The organism is Streptomyces sp. NPDC043952, from assembly GCF_056435325.1.
The window spans coordinates 237,583-258,445 of the sequence record NZ_JBWKES010000003.1; the positions used below are offsets into that span (position 1 = coordinate 237,583).

The 20,863-nt window shown below is 76.4% G+C and carries 2 protein-coding genes; both read left to right on the plus strand.

Annotated elements, in window-relative coordinates; translation table 11 throughout:
* Positions 1-154 precede the first annotated feature (154 nt).
* The gene (locus AC069R_RS04770) at positions 155-20,446 is read left to right on the plus strand and encodes a non-ribosomal peptide synthase/polyketide synthase (RefSeq protein WP_478764763.1); all 20,292 of its coding nucleotides are present in this window, start codon (positions 155-157) and stop codon (positions 20,444-20,446) included.
* A 125-nt stretch (positions 20,447-20,571) separates the two neighbouring features.
* Positions 20,572-20,775 (plus strand): MbtH family protein, encoded by a 204-nt coding sequence (locus AC069R_RS04775; RefSeq protein ID WP_180328075.1) that lies wholly within the window; start codon positions 20,572-20,574, stop codon positions 20,773-20,775.
* Positions 20,776-20,863: the final 88 nt, after the last annotated feature.

The following is a 20,863-nucleotide window of genomic DNA, read 5'->3' on the forward strand; positions in this document are numbered from 1 at the left end:
TTCCGACTCCTCGAACTCCGCGAACTCTTCGAACTCCTTGAACTCCTTGAACTCCGCCAACTCTTCGAATCCCGCGAACCCCTCCGGTGCCGCTCGTCCCACCCGTCCCGCCCGGCCCTCCCGGCGGGACCGCGCCGAGGCGCTGCCCGAGCAGATGCGCGAGGCGCTGCGGCGACGGCTCGCCGGCCGGGCCGGCGGCGCCGCCCCGGCCGCCCGGCAGGGCATCCCGCGCGCCGACCGGGACCGCCCGCTGCCGCTGTCCTTCGCCCAGCAGCGCCTGTGGTTCCTGGACCGGCTGCGCCCCGGCGACCCCCGCTACAACAGCGCGGTCGCGGTCCGCTTCACCGGCCCGCTGGACCAGGCGGCGCTGGGTGCCGCCCTGGCCGCCGTCGTGGCCCGGCACGAGGCCCTGCGCACCACCTTCGAGGAGACCGACGGCCGCCGGGCCCAGCGGGTGCACCCGGCGGCCCCGGTGCCGCTGCCCGTCCGGGACACCGCCGATCTGGACGCGGACCTGCGGACGGAGTACGCCCGCCCCTTCGACCTGCGGCACGGGCCGCTGCTGCGCGCCCTGCTGCTGCGCGAGTCCGCCGACGCGCACGTCCTGCTGCTGACGGCCCATCACATCGTCACCGACGGCTGGTCCATGGGCGTCGTCCTGGACGAGCTGTGCACCGCCTACGACGCCCTCGCCCGCGGTGCCGCACCCGAACTGCCGCCGGTGGCCACGCAGTACCCGGACTTCGCGGTGTGGCAGCGCGAACACCTCTCGGGCCCCCGCCTGGAGCGCCAACTCGCGCACTGGAAGGAGCGGTTGACCGGCGCCGTGGCACCGGAGCTGCCACTGGACCGGCCGCGGCGCGGCGAGGAGGCGGGCACCGGCGCCGTCCACACCTTCGCCGTCCCCGCCGCGCTCGCCACCCGGCTGCGCGAGCTCGCCCGCGAGCAGCACAGCACCCTGCACACCGCCCTGGTCGCGGCCACCCAGGCCCTGCTGGCCCGCTGGTCGGGTCAGGACGACATCACCGTCGGCTCCCTCACCCCCGGCCGCTCCCGCACCGAACTGGAACGCACCGTCGGCTTCTTCGTGAACACCGTCGCGCTGCGCACCGCGGTGGACCGCTCCGGCTCGTTCCGCGAGCTGCTGGCGCGGACCGCCGACACGGTCAACGACGCCTTCGCGCACGGCGACACACCGTTCGAACGGGTCGTGGAGGCGGTCGGCGCACCCCGCGAGGCGGGCCGCAACCCGCTGTTCGACGTCCTCGTCCTGCTGCACCCCGACCCGCCCGCCGCGACCGCCCCGCACGGACTCGCCACCACCCCGGTCGGCGTGCCCCGGCAGGCGGCCACCTTCGACCTGAGCATGGAGTTCGTCCCCGACGGCGAGGGCCTGACCGGGCTGCTGGAGTACCGCACCGACCTGTTCGACGCGGCCACGGCCGAACGGCTGGCCGGGCAGTGGCTCCGCCTGCTGGAGGGCGCGACCGCCGCCCCGGAGCGCCCGCTGGGCACCCTGCCCCTGCTGTCCGGGGCGGAGACCCGCCAGGTCCTCGCCCACGGGAACGCGGGTGCGCACCACCCCGAGCCCGACGCCCTGCACCCTCGGCTGTTCGAGCGCCGCGCCGCCCGCACCCCGGACGCCCTCGCCCTCGTCGCGGGCGGCGAACGGCTCGACTACGCCACCCTCAACGCCCGCGCCAACCGGCTCGCCCACCACCTCATCGCCCGCGGCGCCGGTCCCGAACGGCTGGTCGCGCTGCGGCTGCCGCGCACCGCCGACATGATCACCGCGATTCTCGCCGTGTGGAAGTCCGGCGCCGGCTACCTCCCGCTCGACCCCGCCCTGCCCGAGGAACGCGTCCGCTACCTGCTGGACGACACCCGTCCCGCCCTGCTGCTGGACGAGGACGCCCTGCGCGCCGTACCCGCGACCGCCCCGGACACCGACCCGACCGACGCCGACCGGCGCGCCCCGCTGGACGGGGAGCACACCGCGTACGTCATCCACACCTCCGGCTCCACCGGCCGCCCCAAGGGCGTCGCCGTGTCGCACCGCGCGGCGGCGCACCTGCTCGCCGGACACCGGGCGGGCTTCGTCGCCGAGGCGGGCGGCGGCCCGCTGCGCGTCGCGCTCACCGCGTCGTTCTCCTTCGACACGTCCCTGGAGGGCGTGCTGCTGATGGCCGACGGCCACCCGCTGCACCTGGTCGACGAGGTGACCCGGATGGACCCGGCCGCCCTGGTCGAGTACGTCGTCGAGCACCGCGTCGACTTCCTCGACGTCACCCCCTCCTATCTGCGGCAGCTGCTGCCCGCCGGGCTGCTCACCGACCCCCGGCACCACCCCCGCGTCCTCATGCTCGGCGGCGAGGCGGTCGGCCCCGCGCTGTGGCGGGAGCTGGCCGCCCACCCCGACGTGGCCGCCCACAACTTCTACGGCCCCACCGAGTGCACCGTCGACGCGCTGTCCTGCCGCATCGACGGCGGGGACCGCCCGCTGGTGGGCCGGCCGCTGCCCGGCGTGCGGGCCTACGTGCTGGACGACCGGCTCCAGCCGGTGCCGCCCGGCGTCGGCGGCGAGCTGTACCTCGCGGGCCCCCAGCTCGCCCGCGGCTACACCGGCCGGCCGGGCCTGACCGCCGCCCGGTTCCTGCCCGACCCGTACGGCCCGGCGGGCACCCGCATGTACCGCACCGGAGACCTCGCCCGCTGGACCGCCGACGGCCGCGTCGACTACCTGGGGCGCGCCGACGACCAGGTCAAGGTGCGCGGCCACCGCATCGAGCCCGGCGAGATCGAGGCCGCCCTGCTCGCGCTGGACGGCATCGCCGCCGCCGCGGTGGTGGCCGTACCCGACGCGCACGGCCACACCCGCCTCGCCGCCTACGTCGTCCCCGCGCCCGGCGCCCCCCGGCCCGCCCCCGCCGACCTGCGGGCCGCCCTGCGCCGCGTGCTGCCGGACGCCTGGGTGCCGTCCTCCTTCACCGCCCTGGCCGCGCTGCCGCTGACCACCAGCGGCAAGCTGGACCGCCGCGCCCTGCCCGCCCCCGAAACCCCGGAGACGGAGCGGGAGTTCGTCGCCCCGCGCACCCCCGAGGAGGAGACCCTGGCGGCCGTCTGGGCCGAAGTGCTCGGCGTCGACCGGGTGGGCGTCACCGACAACTTCTTCGAGCTGGGCGGCGACTCCATCCTGAGCATCCAGGCCGTCTCCCGCGCCCGCGCCGCCGGGCTGCGGATCGGCTCCCAGGACGTCTTCCGGCACCAGACGGTCGCCGACCTGGCCGCCGCCGCGACCCTCCGCAGCGACGCCGCCCCGGCGCCCCGGCGCCCGCACCGGGACGGGCCCGCGCCGCTCACCCCCGTCCAGGAGTGGTTCTTCGCCACGCACGGCGCGCTGCGGCACTTCAGCATGTCGATGCTGCTCGACCTGCCGCACGACCTCGACGAGCGGGCCCTGGAGGAGGCACTGGCCGCCCTGGTGGCCCGACACCCCGCCCTGCGTACCCGCTTCACCCGCTCCGGCGACACCTGGCTCCAGCACCCCGGCCCCGCCCCGGACGGCCCGCTGCTGACCCGGCACGCCCCCGGCACCCCGCCCGCCGAGGCCGCGGCGGCGGCCCGCGCGGCCCTCGACCCGGCCACCGGCACCCTGCTGCGCGCCGCCCTGCTCACCGGCACGGAACGCCCCCGCCTCTTCCTCACCGCGCACCATCTGGCCGTCGACAGCGTCTCCTGGCGCATCCTGCTCTCCGGCCTGGCGGACGCCTACCGGCAGGCGGCGGCGGGGGAGGAGCCCCGGCCGGAGCCCGAACACACCGCGTTCGCCGACTGGGCCCGCGAACTGGCCGACCGGGTACGGGCCGGCGACCTGGACGACGACCTGCCCTACTGGACGCGGGAGGTGGCTCAGCCCCGCACCCCGCTCCCCGTCGACCTGCCCGGCACCCCGCTCGCCGGGTCCGTGCGCACCGTCCGCACCCGGCTGGACCGCGCCACCACCGAGGCGCTGCTGCGACGGGTGCCGGCGGCCTACCGCACCCAGGTCAACGACGTGCTGCTGAGCGCACTGGGCCGGGTGCTGGCCGACTGGACGGGCACGGACCGGGTGACCGTCGCGCTGGAGGGCCACGGCCGCGAGGAGGACCTGGCCGAGGGCGCCGACCTGTCCCGCACGGTGGGCTGGTTCACCACCCAGTACCCGGTCACCCTCACCCCGGCCGGACCGGACGACTGGGGGAGCACCCTCAAGGCCGTCAAGGAGCGGCTGCGGTCCGTGCCCCGCCGCGGCCTCGGCTACCAGGCCCTCGCCCACCTCGGCTCGCCCCGGCCGCAGGCCCGCGCCCTGGGCGAACTCCCGCTGCCCCAGGTGTGCTTCACCTACCACGGCCAGTGGGAGGCGCCCGGCGGCGGCGACTTCGCGCCCACCGCCGACGTACCCGGCCCGGACACCGACCCCGGTGAGCCGCTCGACCACCTGCTGGACGTGTCCGCGCTGGTCGCCGACGGCGAGCTGGAGATCACCTGGCACTACAGCGACCAGGTGCACCGGGCCGCCACCGTCGAGCGGCTGGCCGACGGCATGGTCCGGGCCCTCGGCGCCATCGCCGACCACTGCGCGCGGCCCGGCGCGGGCGGCCGAACCCCCTCCGACTTCCCGCTGGCCCGCCTCGACCAGGCCGGTGTGGACCGCCTGGCCGGCGACGGCCGGGACATCGAGGACCTGCTGCCGCTCACCCCGCTCCAGGAGGGCATGCTCTTCCACCGGCTGGTCGGCGGACCGGACGACGTGTACCTCGACCAGGCCGCGCTGCTCCTGGAGGGCGTCACCGACCCCGGCGCGCTCGCCCTGGCCTGGCAGCGGGTCACCGACCGCACCCCCGCCCTGCGCACCAGCGTGGTGTGGGAGGACGTACCCGTCCCGCTCCAGGTCGTGCACCGCCGGGTCACCGTGCCCGTCGAGCAGGTGGACTGGCGGGAGCCGGCCGCGGCGGAGCGGGACGCACGGTGGGAGCGGCTGCGCGCCGACGACCTCGCGCGCGGACTCGACCTCACGGCCGCCCCGCTGATGCGGCTCACCCTCGTCCGGCTGCCCGGCGACCGGCTGCACCTGCTGTGGACCTCCCACCACCTCATCCTGGACGGCTGGAGCCTCGCCCAGGTCCTCACCGACGTGTTCGCCGAGTACACGGCGCTGACCACCGGCACCCCGCACCGGCCCCCGGCCCGCCGCCCGTTCGGCGACTACGTGCGCTGGCTCGCCGGACAGGACGGCGCGGCGGCCCGCGCGCACTGGCAGGACGTCCTCGCCGGGTTCGCCACGCCCACCCCGCTGCCCGCCGACCGCCCCCGGCGCCCCGGCCACGAGACCCGCTCCGCGGGCCTGCACACCGCCGGACTCTCCGCCGAGGTCTCCGCGCGCCTCGCCCGCACCGCCCGCGCCGCCGGACTCACCCTCTCCACCGTGGTGCAGGGCGCCTGGGCGCTGCTGCTGTCCCGCTACAGCGCCGAACCGGACGTGCTGTTCGGCACCACCGTCTCCGGGCGCCCCGACGACCTGCCCGGCGTCGAGTCGATGGTCGGCATGTTCATCAACACCCTGCCCACCCGCGTCCGCGTGGACGGCCGCCGCACCGCCACCGCCTGGCTCCGGGAACTCCAGGAAGCACAGGCCGAGGCACGCCGGTTCGCCGCGGTGTCGCTGGCCGAACTGACCGCGCTGAGCGACGTGCCGTCCGGCAGCCCGCTGTTCGACAGCATGGTGGCCTTCGAGAACTACCCCTTCGACGAGGCCCGTTCGGCAGACACCCGGATACGCCTGGCGGACGTGTCCGCCCGCGACGCCACCAACTACGCCCTCGTGCTCCGCGCCTACCAGGGCGACCGGTTCGGCTTCGACCTCGCCTACGACCCGCGGCTGTTCGAACCCGCGACCGCACGGGACCTCGCCGACCGGCTGTGCCTGCTGCTCACCGAACTGGCCGACGACCCCGAGCGGCCGGTGCGCGACCTCGCCTGGACCACCGCCGCCGAACGACGGCGGATACCCGTCGAGTGGAACGGCACCGAAGAGGGCCGGCCCGCCGACACCCTGGACGCCCTCTTCTCCGCCCAGGCCGCCCGCACCCCCGGCGCGGGGGCCGTCTGCTGCGGCGCCGACCGGCTCGACTACGCCACCCTCGACGCACGCTCCGGACAGCTCGCCCACCGGCTCGCCGAACTCGGCGCCGGACCCGAGACGTTCGTCGCCCTGGCACTGCCCCGCTCCACCGACCTGGTCGTGGCCGTCCTCGCCGTGCTCAAGACCGGCGCCGCCTACCTGCCCATCGACCCCCGGCAGCCCGCCGAGCGGACCCGCCAACTCCTCGCCGACGCCGCCCCGGTGGCGCTGGTGACCACCACCGGGTACGGGGACGACCCGGCCGTACCCCTCCTGCCGCTGGACGACCCCGGCGTCCGCGCCGACCTCGCCCGCCGCCCCGCCGCGGGCCCCGCCCGCCGCGCGCTGCCCGAGAGCCCCGCCTACGCCATCTACACCTCCGGCTCCACCGGCCGCCCCAAGGGTGTCGTCGTCCCGCACGCCAACGTGGTCCGGCTGTTCACCCGCACCCGGCACTGGTTCGGCTTCGGCCCCGACGACGTGTGGACGCTGTTCCACTCCTACGCCTTCGACTTCTCCGTGTGGGAGCTGTGGGGCCCGCTGCTGCACGGCGGCCGGCTGGTGATCGTCCCCGAGGACACCGCCCGCTCCCCGGAGGACTTCCTGCGGCTGCTCGCCGACGAACGCGTCACCGTCCTCAACCAGACCCCCTCCGCGTTCTACCCGCTGGCGCGGGCCGACGCCGAACTCCCCGACGTCAGCGCCCGGTTGGCCCTGCGCACGGTGATCTTCGGCGGTGAGGCGCTGGACGTGGACCGGCTCGCCGACTGGTACACCCGCCACCCGGACACCGCGCCGCGCCTGGTGAACATGTACGGCATCACCGAGACCACCGTGCACGTCACCTACGCCCCGCTGGACCGCTCGACCGCCCGCACCGGTGCCGCCAGCCCCATCGGCACCGGCATCCCGGACCTGCGGGTCCACGTACTGGACGAGCTGCTGCGGCCGGTGCCGCCCGGCGCCGTCGGGGAGCTGTTCGTCGCCGGCGAGGGCCTGGCGCGCGGCTACCTGAACCGGCCCGGCCTCACCGCCACCCGGTTCCTCGCCGACCCGTTCGGACGGCCCGGCACCCGCATGTACCGCACCGGGGACCGGGCCCGGCGGCGCGCCGACGGCTCGCTCGAATACCTCGGCCGCGCCGACCAGCAGGTGAAGATCCGCGGCTACCGCATCGAGCCCGGCGAGATCGAGGCCGCCCTGCACCGCCACCCGCGGGTGGGCGCCGCCGCCGTCGGCGTGTACGAGGACACTGCCGGGACCCGCCGCCTGGTCGCCCACGTCGTCGGCACCGGTACCGGCGAACGCACCGCCCCGCCCCCGCCCGCCGCCGAACTCCGCGCCCACCTGGAGGAGTTGCTGCCCGCGCACATGGTGCCGGCGGCCTACGTGCCGATGGCCGCGCTGCCGCTCACCGTGAACGGCAAGCTCGACCGGCGCGCCCTGCCCGCGCCCGGCCCCGACGGCTTCGCCGCGGACCGCGCGCGCACCCCCCTGCGCACCCGCGCCGAACAACTGGTCGCCGCCGCCTGGACGGACGTCCTGGACACCGACGAGGTCGGCGCCGACGACGACTTCTTCGCCCTCGGCGGCGACTCCATCCTCGCCGTACGGGTCACCTCCCGGCTGCGCTCCGCCTTCGGCACGGATGTCTCACCCCGGCTGCTGTTCACCCACCCCACACTGTCCCGCCTCGCCGCCGCGCTCGGCGAACCGGACGGCGCGCACCCCGCGGACGCCATCCCGGCCCTCGCCCCGGACGCCCCCGCGCCCCTGTCGTACGCGCAGCAACGCCTGTGGTTCCTCGACCGGTTCGAACCCGGCAGCACCGAATACACCACCCTGTCCGCGCTGCGGCTGCGCGGCCCGCTCGACACCGCCGCCCTCGGCGCCGCCCTGGACGGTCTCGTCGCCCGGCACGAGGCCCTGCGCACCACGTTCGCCGAAGTCGACGGCCAGGCACGGCAGATCGTCCACCCGGCCGGGCCCGTCGACCTGCCGGTGACCGAACTCCCGGACCACACGGCCCTGGACGGCTTCCTGGAGCGCGTGGCCGCCACCCCCTTCGACCTGACCACCGGGCCGCTGCTGCGCGCCCGCCTGGCCCGGCTGGCCGCCGACGACCACGTGCTCGTCCTGGCCGTGCACCACATCGTCACCGACGGCTGGTCCGTCGGCGTGCTCGGCCGGGACCTGGGCGAGCTGTACGCGGCGGCCCTGGAGGACCGCGAACCCCACCTGCCCGCGCTGCCCGTCCGCTACGCCGAGCACGCCGCCTGGCAGCGGGCCCGCGCCGACCGGGCCGAGGCCGAACTCGCCCACTGGCGGGCGGTCCTGGAGGGCGTCACCCCGCTGGAGCTGCCCACCGACCGGCCGCGCCCGGCCGTCCGCACCCGCGACGGCGACCTGGTGACCTTCACCCTGCCGGCCGCGCTCACCGGGCGGCTGCGCGAACGCGGCCGGGAGGCCGACGCCACCCTGTACATGACCCTGGTGACGGCCTGTCAGGTGCTGCTCGCGCGCTGGGCCGGGCAGGAGGACGTCACCGTCGGCACCGTGACCGCGGGGCGCGACCGGCCCGAACTGCACGACGTGGTCGGCATGTTCGTCAACACCCTGGTGCTGCGCTCCCGGATCCGGCCCGAACTGCCCTTCCGCGAGCTGCTGTCCGAGGTCCGCGCGACCGTCCTGGACGCCTTCGCCCACCAGGAGGTGCCCTTCGAGCGGGTGGTGGACGCCGTACAGCCCGAGCGGGACACCAGCCGCACCCCGCTGTTCCAGGTCATGGTCGCCCTGCACAACCTGGACGCCGAGCCGCCCCGGCTGCCCGGCCTGACCGCCGAGCCCGTCACCCCACCGGTCCGCACCGCCACCTTCGACCTGGCCTTCGACTTCGTGGAGAGCGACGGCGGACTGACCGGCTACCTGGAGTACAACACCCAACTCTTCGACCGCGACACCGCCGAGCGCCTCGCCGGCCGGCTGCGCGTCCTGCTGGAGGCCGCCGCCGCATCCCCGGAACAGCCCGCCGGGGCGCTGCCCTTGATGACCGCCGCCGAACGCGAGCAGGTGCTCCGGCAGGGCGGGGGCGCCCGGCTGCCCGACCCCGACACCACCTTCCCCGCCCTGTTCGAGGCGCGGGCCGCCCGCACCCCGCACCACACCGCCCTGGTCGCCCGCGACACCACCCTGGACTTCGCCACGCTGAACGAGCGCGCCAACCGGCTCGCCCACCACCTCATCGAGCGGGGCGCCGGCCCCGAGGACATCGTCGCCGCCCGGCTGCCACGGACCTCCGAACAGGTGGTGGCACTGCTCGCGGTCGCCAAGGCCGGCGCCGCCCTGCTCAGCCTCGACCCCGAACTCCCGCCGGAGCGGACCGAGTTCCTGCTGTCCGACGCCCGCCCGCACACCCTGCTCACCGACCTCGGCGAGGTGCCCTGGGACCGGCTGCCCGCCCACGACCCGACCGACGCCGACCGCGTCCGGCCCCTGCTGCCCCGCCACACCGCCTACGTCATCTACACCTCCGGCTCCACCGGCCGCCCCAAGGGCGTCGCCGTCGAACACCGGCAGCTGGTCAACCTGTGCCACGACCACGAGGCCGGCCTGCTCGCCCCGCACACCGCGGACGGCCGCCGGCTGCGGGCCGCACTCAGCGCCTCCTTCTCCTTCGACACCTCCTGGGAAGGCCCGCTGCTGCTCGCCCTCGGTCACGAGGTGCACCTCATCGACGAGGACGTACGCCTGGACCCCGACGCGTTCTGCGCCCATGTCGCCGAGCGCCGCCTCGACCTGGTCAACGTCACCCCGTCCTTCCTGCGCGAGCTGACCTCCGCCGGCCTGCTGGCCCCCGGCCGCCACCACCCGGAGCTGCTGCTCGTCGGCGGCGAGGCCGTCACCCCGGCCGACTGGCGCGAACTCGTGCGCGTGGGCGGCGAGTTGGGCATCGCGGTGTACAACATGTACGGGCCCACCGAGTGCACCGTCGACGCCGTCTACGGCCGCTGCGCCGACCGCCCCGACCGGCCCGTCATCGGCCGCCCCGGCGGCAACCTGCGCGCCTACGTGCTCGACGGCGCCCTGCGACCGGTGCCGCCCGGCGTGCCCGGCGAGCTGTACCTGGCCGGCGCCCAGGTGGCCCGCGGCTACCTCGGCCGGCCCGGACTCACCGCCGCCCGCTTCCTCGCCGACCCGTTCGGGGCGCCGGGCGAGCGGATGTACCGCACCGGGGACCGGGCCCGCTGGGACCGGGACGGGCTGCTGGAGTTCTTCGGCCGGGTGGACGAGCAGGTGAAGATCCGCGGGTTCCGCATCGAGCCCGGCGAGGTGGAGGCCGCCCTCCTCGGCCACCCGGACATCGCCGACGCCGCGGTCGCCGCCCGCGAACACGCCGGACGCACCGTGCTCGTCGGCTACGTGGTGCCGGCCGGCGACCGCGTCCCGTCCGCCGACGACCTGCGCCTCGCGCTGCGCCGCACCCTGCCCGACCACATGGTGCCCACCGCGTTCGTCCCGCTGGCCCGCATCCCGCGCACCACCAGCGGCAAGACCGACCGGCGCGCCCTGCCGGCCCCGCCCGCGCAGCCCGACAGCGCCACCCCCTACGTCGCCCCCCGGCCCGGCACCGAGGAGCGCCTGGCCGCGATCTGGGCGCAGGTGCTCGGGGTCGAACGGGTCGGCGCCCGCGACAACTTCTTCGCGCTCGGCGGCGACTCCATCCTGAGCATCCAGATCGTCGCCCGCGCCCGGCAGGCCGGACTCGCCCTCACCACCAAGGACGTCTTCCGCCACCAGACCGTCGCCGAACTGGCCCTGCGCACCGAGGAGTCGGCGCCCCGCCCGGCCGCCGCCGAGCAGACCGGGGAGGCACCCCTCACCCCGATCCAGCACTGGTACCTGGACGGCCGCGAGCCCGGCGGGTCCCTCCGCTTCACCATGACCCAGCGCCTCGAACTCGCCCCGGACACCGCCGAAGAGACCGTCCGCGCGGCCGTCGACGCCCTCGTACGCCACCACGCGGCGCTGCGCACCCGGTTCCGCCACACCGCCGAAGGCTGGCGCCAGGAAGCCCTGCCGCAGGCGCCCGACGGCGTCTTCAGCCGCCACGACGCGGCCCGGCTCACCGGCGCCGCGCTGGAGGCCGAGGTCCAGCGGCTCACCGACGAGGCACAGACCGCACTCGACCCCCGCGAAGGCCGTGTCGTACGCGCCCTGTTCTTCGACCGGGGCCCGGCCCGGCCACCGCAACTCGTCATCACCGCCCACCACTTGGTGATCGACGGCGTCTCCTGGCGCATCCTGCTGGCCGACCTGGAGACCGCCCACCGTGCGACGGCGGCCGGCCGGTCCGCCGAACTCCCCGCCACCGGCACCTCCTTCGGGCACTGGGCCGGCCGGCTCGCGGACCACACCCGCTCCGGCGCGCTGGACGGCGACCTGGACTACTGGACCCGTACCGCCGCCGCTCCCGCCGCCCTGCCCGCGGGCCGGCCCGGCGCCAACACCCACGGCACCGCCGCCACCCTCACGGTCACCCTGGACGCCGCGACCACCGACGCCCTGCTGCGCAAGGTCCCCGAGTGCTACCGCACCCAGGTCAACGACGTCCTGCTGAGCGCCCTCGGCCGTACCCTGGCCCGCTGGTGCGGGCGCGACACCGTGCTGCTCGGCGTGGAGGGACACGGCCGGGAGGACCTGTTCGAGGACGTCGACCTGTCGCGGACCGTCGGCTGGTTCACCGCCGAGTACCCGCTCGCCCTCACCGCCGACCCGGACGCCGGATGGCACGACACCCTCCGCGCGGTCAAGGAGCAGCTGCGCGCGGTCCCGCTGCACGGACTGAGCCACGGCGCCCTGCGCCACCTCGTCCCCGGCAGCCCGCTGACCGCCGCCCCGGCCCCGCAGGTCGGCTTCAACTACCACGGCCAATGGGACACCGGCACCGGCTCCGGCGGCCTGGTCCGCGGCGCCCTGCCCCCGGCCGGCCGGGACACCGACCCGGACGAAGCGCGCCCCTACCTGCTGGACATCACCGGAGTCGTCCAGGACGGCCGCCTGGAACTCGGCTGGACCTACCCGGCGGCCGTCTACGACGAGGACACCGTCCGCGGGCTCGCCGAGGCGATGCTCGCCGCCCTGCGGGACATCGTGGCCCACTGCGCCCTGCCCACCGCGGGCGGCCGCACCCCCTCCGACTTCCCGCTCGCCGGCCTCGACCAGGACCGGCTGGACCGGCTCGTCGGCACCGGACGCGACATCGAGGACGTCCTGCCGCTCACCCCGCTCCAGTCCGGCATGCTGTTCCACGGCCTCGTGGACACCGAGCACGCCTACGCGGACCGCACGGCCGTACGCCTGGCCGGCGTGGCCGACCCGCGGGCCTTCGCCGCCGCCTGGCAGCAGGTCGCGGACCGTACCCCGGCCCTGCGCACCTCCGTGCACTGGCACGGCCTGCCCCACCCGGTGCAGGTGGTCCACCGGCACGCCGAACTGCCCGTCACCCGGCTCGACTGGCGCGCCCTGACACCCGCCCAGTGCGCCGAGGCCACCGAGCGGCTGCTCGCCGAGGACCGCGCGGCCGGCATGGACCTCACCACCGCCCCGCTCACCCGGCTCACCCTCGCGGCCCTGCCCGGCGACGAGGTGCTGCTGGTGTGGTCCACCCACCACATCGTCCTCGACGGCTGGAGCACCGGGCAGCTCCTCACCGAGGTGTGCGAACGCTACGCCGCCCTCACCGGCGGCCCGGACCCGGCGCCCCCGGTCAGGCGGCCGTTCGCGGACTTCCTGCACTGGCTCGCCGCCCAGGACGAGCCGGCGGCCGAACGGCACTGGGCCGAGGCGCTGGCCGGGTTCACCGCCCGCACCCCGCTGCCGTACGACCGCACGCCCGCCGAGGCCCACCGCGCCCGGTCGGCCGCCGCCGTCCACCACGAGCTGGACGCGGACGTCTCGCGCCGGCTGCGGGAGAGCGCCGCGCGTGCCGGACTCACCGTCAACACCGTCCTGGAGGGCGCCTGGGCGCTGCTGCTGGCCCGCTCCAGCGGCCGGGACGACGTGGTGTTCGGCACGACCGTCTCCGGCCGCCCGGCCGAACTGCCCGGCGTCGAAGGCATGATCGGCATGTTCATCAACACCGTGCCGACCCGCGTCCGCGTGCCCGCCGGGCCGGTCCTGCCGTGGCTGCGCGGCATCCAGGAGCGGGGGAGCGACGCCCGCCGCTTCGACTTCCTCGCGCTGCCGCGCATCCAGGCCGTGAGTGAAGTGCCGCCCGGCGAGCCGCTGTTCGACAGCATGGTGGTCTTCGAGAACTACCCGGTGGACGAGTCGGCGACGGCCCGTACCGGCGTCCGGGTCGAGGAGGTGCGCGCCGACGACGCCACCACCTTCCCCTGGTGCCTGCGCGCCCACCTCGGCGAACGGCTAGCCTTCGATCTCGCCTACGACCCCGCCCTGTTCGACCCCGGCACCGCCGAGCGCGCCGCGGACCGCCTGGCCACGCTGCTGACGGAACTCGCCGACGGGTTCGACACCGACCTGGCCGGCCTCGACCTGCTCACCCCGGCCGACCGCGAACTGCTCGCCGCCTGGAACACCACCGCCCGCCCGGCCGCCCCGCGCAGCCCGGTCGACCTGTTCACCGAGCAGGCCCGCCGCAGCCCCGACGCGATCGCGGTGCAGGACGGCGACCGGGAACTGACCTACCGGCAACTGCACGACTGGGCCGCAGCGCTGGCCGGCCGGCTGCGTGCCGACGGACTGGCGGCCGAGGACCGGGTGGCACTGCTCCTGGACCGCTCCGCCGAACTCGTCGTCGCCCAGCTCGCCGTGCTCATGGCCGGCGGCGCCTACCTGCCCCTCGACGGCCGCGCCCCCGAAGACCGCCGCCGGGCCCTGCTCACCCAGGCCGGCGCGACGATCCGCCTCACCACCACCGACGTGACCGCCGCGTACACCGGCTCCGCCGATGCGGCTCCGCCCGCCGACCCCGATCAGACCGGTCCCGCCGATCCGGCCCCGGCCGCTGACTTCGGTTCCACTGGCTCCGCCGCTCCGCTCCCGGCCGCTGACCCCGCCCAGACCGGCTCCGCCGATGCGGCTCCGCCCGCCGACCCCGATCAGACCGGTCCCGCCGATCCGGCCCCGGCCGCCGACCCCGCCCAGACCGGCCTCGCCGATGCGGCCTCGCCCGCTGGCCTCGGTGCCACTGGCCCCTCCGACCTGGCCCTGCCGGCTGACCCCGCCCATACCGGCGTCGGCGATGCGGCCCTGCCGGCTGAGCCCGCCCGCACCGGTGTCGGCGATGCGGTCCCGCCGGCCGACCCCGCTCACCCCGACCCCACCGACCCGGCGCCGCGCGCCGCCCTCGATCACACCGCCCCTGCCGACCCGGCCCCGCCCGCCGCCCCCGACCGCATCGACCCCACCCGCACCGGCCCCGCCACGCACCCGCTCCCGGCCGCCGACCCCGACCGGCTGGCCTACGTGATGTTCACCTCCGGGTCCACCGGCCGGCCCAAGGCGGTGGCGGTGCGGCACCGGGACGTGGCCGCGCTGGCCACCGACAGCCGGTTCGCCGACGGCGTGTGCGAGCGGGTGCTGCTGCACTCGCCGGTCGCCTTCGACGCCGCCACCTTCGAGGTGTGGGCGCCGCTCCTCAACGGCGGCCGGGTGGTCGTCGCCCCGGCCCAGGGCGTGGACGCCACCCTGCTGCGCCGGCTCGCGGGCGACGGCGGGCTGAGCGCGCTGTGGCTGACCGCCGGACTGTTCCGGCTGCTCGCCCAGGACGCCCCCGACTGCTTCCGCGGCCTGCGGCAGGTGTGGACCGGTGGTGACGTGGTGCCCGCCACCGCCGTGCGCCGGGTCCTCGCCGCCTGCCCCGGCCTGACCGTGGTCGACGGCTACGGCCCCACCGAGACGACGACGTTCGCGACGTCCTTCGCGCTCACCGACCCGGATGCGGTACCCGACACCGTGCCCATCGGCCGTCCCCTGGACGACCTGCGCGTCCACATACTCGACGCCCGGCTGCGGCCCGTACCGCCGGGCTGCGCGGGCGAGCTGTACCTGGCCGGGGAAGGCGTCGCCCGCGGCTACCTGGGCCGCCCCGGCGACACCGCGGCCCGCTTCCTCGCCGACCCGTCCGGCGCGCCGGGCGAACGGATGTACCGCACCGGCGACCTGGCCCGCAGGCGCCCGGACGGCACCGTCGAATTCCTCGGCCGCGCCGACGACCAGGTCAAGATCCGGGGCTTCCGGGTGGAACCCGGCGAGGCCGAGGCCGCGCTCGCCGCCCACCCGGACGTCACCGACGTCACCGTGGTGGCCCGCGAGGACCGGCCGGGCGCCAAGCGGCTCGTGGCCTACGTCGTCGGACCGGCCGCACACGACCCGGAGGCGCTGCGGGCCTTCGCCGCCCGCACCCTGCCCGACTACCTCGTCCCCGCCGCCTTCGTGCCGCTCGCCGCCCTCCCGCTGAGCCGCAACGGCAAGGTCGACCGGGCCGCCCTGCCCGCGCCCGAGGCCCGGCCGGACGGCGCGCGGGTGGCACCCCGCACCGAGGCCGAACGCCGCACGGCGGCCGTCTTCGGCGAGGTGCTGGGCAGCGAACCCCCCGGCGTGGAGGACGACTTCTTCCAGCTGGGCGGCGACTCGATCCTCAGCATCCGCCTCGCCTCCCGCCTCGCCGAGGTCTTCGACACCGAGGTCACCCCCCGCGCGGTGTTCACCCACCCCACCCCGGCCGCCCTCGCCCGGCTGCTCGGCGAACGGCAGGGCTCCGGCCGCCCGGCCCTCGTCCCCGTGACCAGGGACGCCGTCGCACCGATGTCCCACGCCCAGCAACGCCTGTGGTTCCTGCACGAGTTCGAGCCCGGCGGCGCCGAGTACGTCACCGCGCTCGCCCTGCGGCTGCGCGGCACCCTGGACACCGGCGCGCTCCGCGCGGCCCTCGCCGCCGTGACGGCCCGGCACGAGTCGCTGCGCACCACCTTCGACAGCGTCGACGGACACGGCATCCAGCGCGTCCACCCGCCGCGGGAGGTCCCGCTGCCGGTACACGACCTGACCGGACTCGCCGCACACGCGCGGGAACTTGAGCTGCGCCGCCTGCTCGCCGCCGACCGCGCCCGCCCGTTCGACCTGCGCGAAGGCCCGCTGCTGCGCACCGCCCTGGTCCGGTTCGCCGACGACGACCACGTGCTCACCCTCGCCCTGCACCACATCGTCACCGACGGCTGGTCCACCTCCGTCCTGCTCGGCGACCTCGCCCACTTCTACCGGGCCGAACTCGGCGCCCCGCAGCCGCCGTTGCCGCCACTGCCGGTGCAGTACGCCGACTACGCGCACTGGCAGCGCACCACCGGGGATGCCGGCGCGGACGAGCACCTCGCCTACTGGAAGGAGCACCTGGCCGGCACCACCCCGCTGGAGCTGCCCACCGACCGGCCCCGGCCGCCGGTGCGCACCAGCGCCGGCGCCACCGCCCGGCTCGTGGTGCCCGCCCCGACCGTCCACGGCCTGACCCGGCTCGCCCGCGATCACGGGACCACCCTGTTCACCACGCTCGTCGCCGCCGCCCAGGCCTACCTGGCCCGGCTCTCCGGCGCCGAGGACATCGCCGTCGGCACCGTCACCTCCGGCCGCGACCGGCCCGAGACGCAGGCCCTGGTCGGGTTCTTCGTGAACACCCTGGTGCTGCGCTCACGGGCCGAAGCGGGGGCGCCCTTCTCCAGGTTCCTCACCGCCGTACGGGGGACCGTCCTGGACGCCTTCGCCCACCAGGACGTGCCCTTCGAGCGGGTCGTCGACGAGGTGCAGCCGGTCCGGGACACCAGCCGCAGCCCGCTGTTCCAGGTCATGGTCGTCCTCCAGAACACCCCCGCCGCCGGCCTCGACCTGCCGGGACTGGACGTCACCGACGTCGAACCCGACTCTGACCAGGCCGCGTTCGACCTCACCCTGGAGTTCGCCGAGACCGGCTCCGGGGAACTGCACGGCCTGCTCACCTACAACACCGACCTGTTCGACCCGGCGACGGCCGAGCGGATGGCCCGCCAGCTAGGCACCCTGCTGCACGCCGTCGCCGCCGACCCGGACCGCCCGCTGGGCGCCCTGCCGCTGGCCTCCGACGCCGAACTGACGGCACTGCTGGACCAGGGCCGGGGCACCTTCCGGCCGGTGCCCGAGCGGACCCTGCCCGAGCTGTTCGAACGGCAGGCGGCCCGCACCCCGGACGCGGTCGCGCTGCTGGACGGCGACCGGGAGCTGAGCTACGCCGAGGTGGACCGGGCGGCCAACCGGCTCGCCCACCGGCTGATCCGGGACGGCGTCGGACCCGAGCGGGTGGTGGCCCTGGCGCTGCCCCGCTCGGCGGCGACCGTCGTGGCCCAGCTCGCCGTCGCCAAGGCCGGCGGCGCCTTCCTCCCCGTCGACCCCAACTACCCCGAAGGGCGACGGGAGTTCATGCTCCGGGACGCGGGCGCCCACCTGGTCCTCGACGACCCGGCCGACGTGTGGGCGGCCGACGGGCCGGACACGGCACCCACGGACGCCGACCGCGCCCGCGCGCTGACCCCCGCCCACCCCGCCTACGTCATCTACACCTCCGGCTCCACCGGCACACCCAAGGGCGTCGTCGTCACCCACCGGGGACTGGCCTCCTTCGCCGCCGCGGCCGCCGAGCAGTACGAAGCCGGGCCCGGCGACCGGGTGCTCCAGTTCGCCTCGCCCAGCTTCGACGCCTCCGTGCTGGAACTGTGCGTCTCCCTGCTCACCGGGGCCGCGCTGGTGACCGGCGAGGAAGGCCCGCTGGTGGGGGAGCGGCTGGCCGAGGTGCTCGCCGTACGGCGCGTCAGCCACGCCCTGATCCCGCCCGCCGCACTCGCCACCGTCGGGCCGGAGACCGCCGCCGCCCTGCCCGACCTGCGCACCCTCATCGTGGGCGCGGAGGCGTGCCCGGCCGACCTCGTCGCCGCCTGGGCACCCGGCCGCCGCATGATCAACTCGTACGGGCCCACCGAGGCGACCGTCGTCGCCACCTGGACCGGACCGCTCACCCCCGGCACCGGCGCGCCCCCCATCGGCCGCCCCTGCGGACACACCCGCGTCCATGTGCTCGACGCCGCCCTGCGCCCCGTACCGCCCGGCGTCACCGGGGAGCTGTACATCGCCGGGCCCGGACTCGCCCGCGGCTACCTGGGCCGGCCGGGACTCACCGCCCGGCAGTTCGTGGCCGACCCGTTCGGCGGGCCGGGGGAGCGGATGTACCGCACCGGGGATCTGGTCCGCTGGACCGCCGACGGCCTGCTCCGGTTCGCCGGACGCGCCGACGACCAGGTCAAGCTGCGCGGCTTCCGCATCGAGCCCGGCGAGATCGAGAGCGCGCTGCGCACCAGCCCCCTGGTGCGGGACGCGGTGGTGGCCGTACGCGCGGGGGAGGCGCCCGGCGCACCGGACCGGCTCGTCGCCTACGTCGTACCGGCCGAGCCCCCCGCCGACGGCGGAACCCCCGGCGCCGCCCTGCCCGTCGGCGAGCTGCGGCTGCACCTCGCCGGGCTGCTGCCGCCGCACATGGTGCCCTCGGTGTTCGTCCCGCTCGACCGGCTGCCGCTCACCCCGAACGGCAAGACCGACCGGCGCGCCCTGCCCGCCCCCGGCCCCGCCCAGGCCGCCGGCGGACCGCGCACCGCGCCCCGCACCGACACCGAACGCCGTATCGCCCGCATCTGGGCGGATGTCCTCGGCATCGAGGAGGTCGGCGCCGACGACAACTTCTTCGCGCTCGGCGGCGACTCCATCCTCAGCATGCAGGTCGTCTCACGGCTGCGCCGCGACGGACTGCACGTGGCCACCCGCGACCTGTTCACCCACCAGACCGTCGCCGAACTCGCCGCCGTCGTGCGCACCGCGCCCCGGCGGTCCGACGACGGCCCGGTGACCGGCGAGGTGCCGCTCACCCCGATCCAGGACTGGTTCCTCGGCACCCCCCGAGCCGCCCACCACCACTTCAACCAGTCGGCGCTGCTCGAACTCGACGGCGCCCCGGACCCGGCTGCGCTGCGCACCGCGCTCGACGCGCTGCTCGACCACCACGACGCGCTGCGCATGCGGTTCACCAGGGACGAGCACGGCTGGCGGCAGTTCAACCCGCCGCCCGCCCCCGGCCAGGACATCCTCGTCCGGTACGACCTGACCGGGCTGTCCGCCGAGGACGCCGACGCCGCCATGGCGAAGGCCGCCGACGAACTGCACGCCGGTTTCGACCTCGCCCACGGCCCGCAGCTGCGCGCGGCCCTGTTCACCGGCGACCCGGACCGGCCCGTGTTCCTGCTGCTGGTCGCCCACCACCTCGTGGTGGACGCCGTCTCCTGGCGCGTCCTGCGCGACGACCTGGAGAGCGCCTACCGGCAGGCCCGCGAGGGCGGCCCGGTCACCCTGGGGGAGCGCGGCACCAGCTTCCGGGAGTGGTCCACACGGCTGTCCGCGCACGTCGCCGAGGGCGGCCTCGACCACGAACTGCCCTACTGGGAAGAGGCCGTACGATCCGCACCCGCCCCCGCCGGCCCCGCCCCCGCGGCCGACGCGGGCCCGGCCGCCACCGTGAGCGTGGAGCTCGGCGAGGAGGACACCACCGCCCTGCTCCGCTCCGCGCCCACCGCCTACCGCACCCGCGTCAACGACGTGCTGCTCTCCGCCCTCGCCCTCGCACTGGCCCGCTGGACCGGGCACGACCGCATCCGCCTGGACCTGGAGGGCCACGGCCGCGAGGACCTGCTCGACGGCGTCGACCTGTCCCGCACCGTCGGCTGGTTCACCACCGTCTACCCGGTCGCCCTCCAGGTGCCCGACCCCACCACCCTCGGCCCCGACCGCGACTGGCGGTCCCTGGTGAAGTCGGTACGGCGCCAGCTGCGCGCCGTACCCGGCAACGGCATCGGTTTCGGCGCGCTGCGCACCTTCGGCCCGCCCGAGGTCCGCGAACGCCTCGGCGCCCACGCCCACGGCCAGGTGGTGTTCAACTACCTCGGCCAGTGGGACGCCCGCCCCGAGACCGCGGACGGCGGCCTGGTCCGCGCCGAGCACGGCTCGTTCGGCCAGGACCACGACCCCCGCGACCCCGGCTCGCACCTGGTGGAAGTGGTGGGCGCCGTCCAGCACGGCCGGCTCGCCTTCACCTGGCACCACCGGCCCGCCGTCCACGACACGGCGACGGTGCGCCGGGTCGCGGAGGACTTCGCCGAGGCCCTGCGCCACCTCGCCCGGCACGCCAGGGGAGGCCGATGACGGCGTCTCCCCGCGAGGCACCGCCCCGGCGTCCCGCCCGGTACGGTCCTCGCGCCCCCCGCGCCCCGACCCCCGCGGCGCATCGCCGACCCACCCGGACCGAACCGCACACGAAGGAGACCGACATGGACGAGAACACCCGCTACCAGGTGCTGCGCAACGACGAGGAGCAGTACTCCCTCTGGCCCGTCGACATCGAGGTACCCGCCGGCTGGCAGCCCGTCGGCAAGGAGGGCACCGAGGCCGAGTGCACCGCCTACGTCGACGAGGTGTGGACCGACATGCGGCCCAAGAGCCTGCGCGAGCGCATGGAGAACGCCGGCGCCTGACCGGCCGCCCCGCACCGCCCGCCGGGGGGGGCGGAACCGCGACGGCCCGAGGGGGAGGGGCCCACCACAAACCCCCCCACCCCCCCCC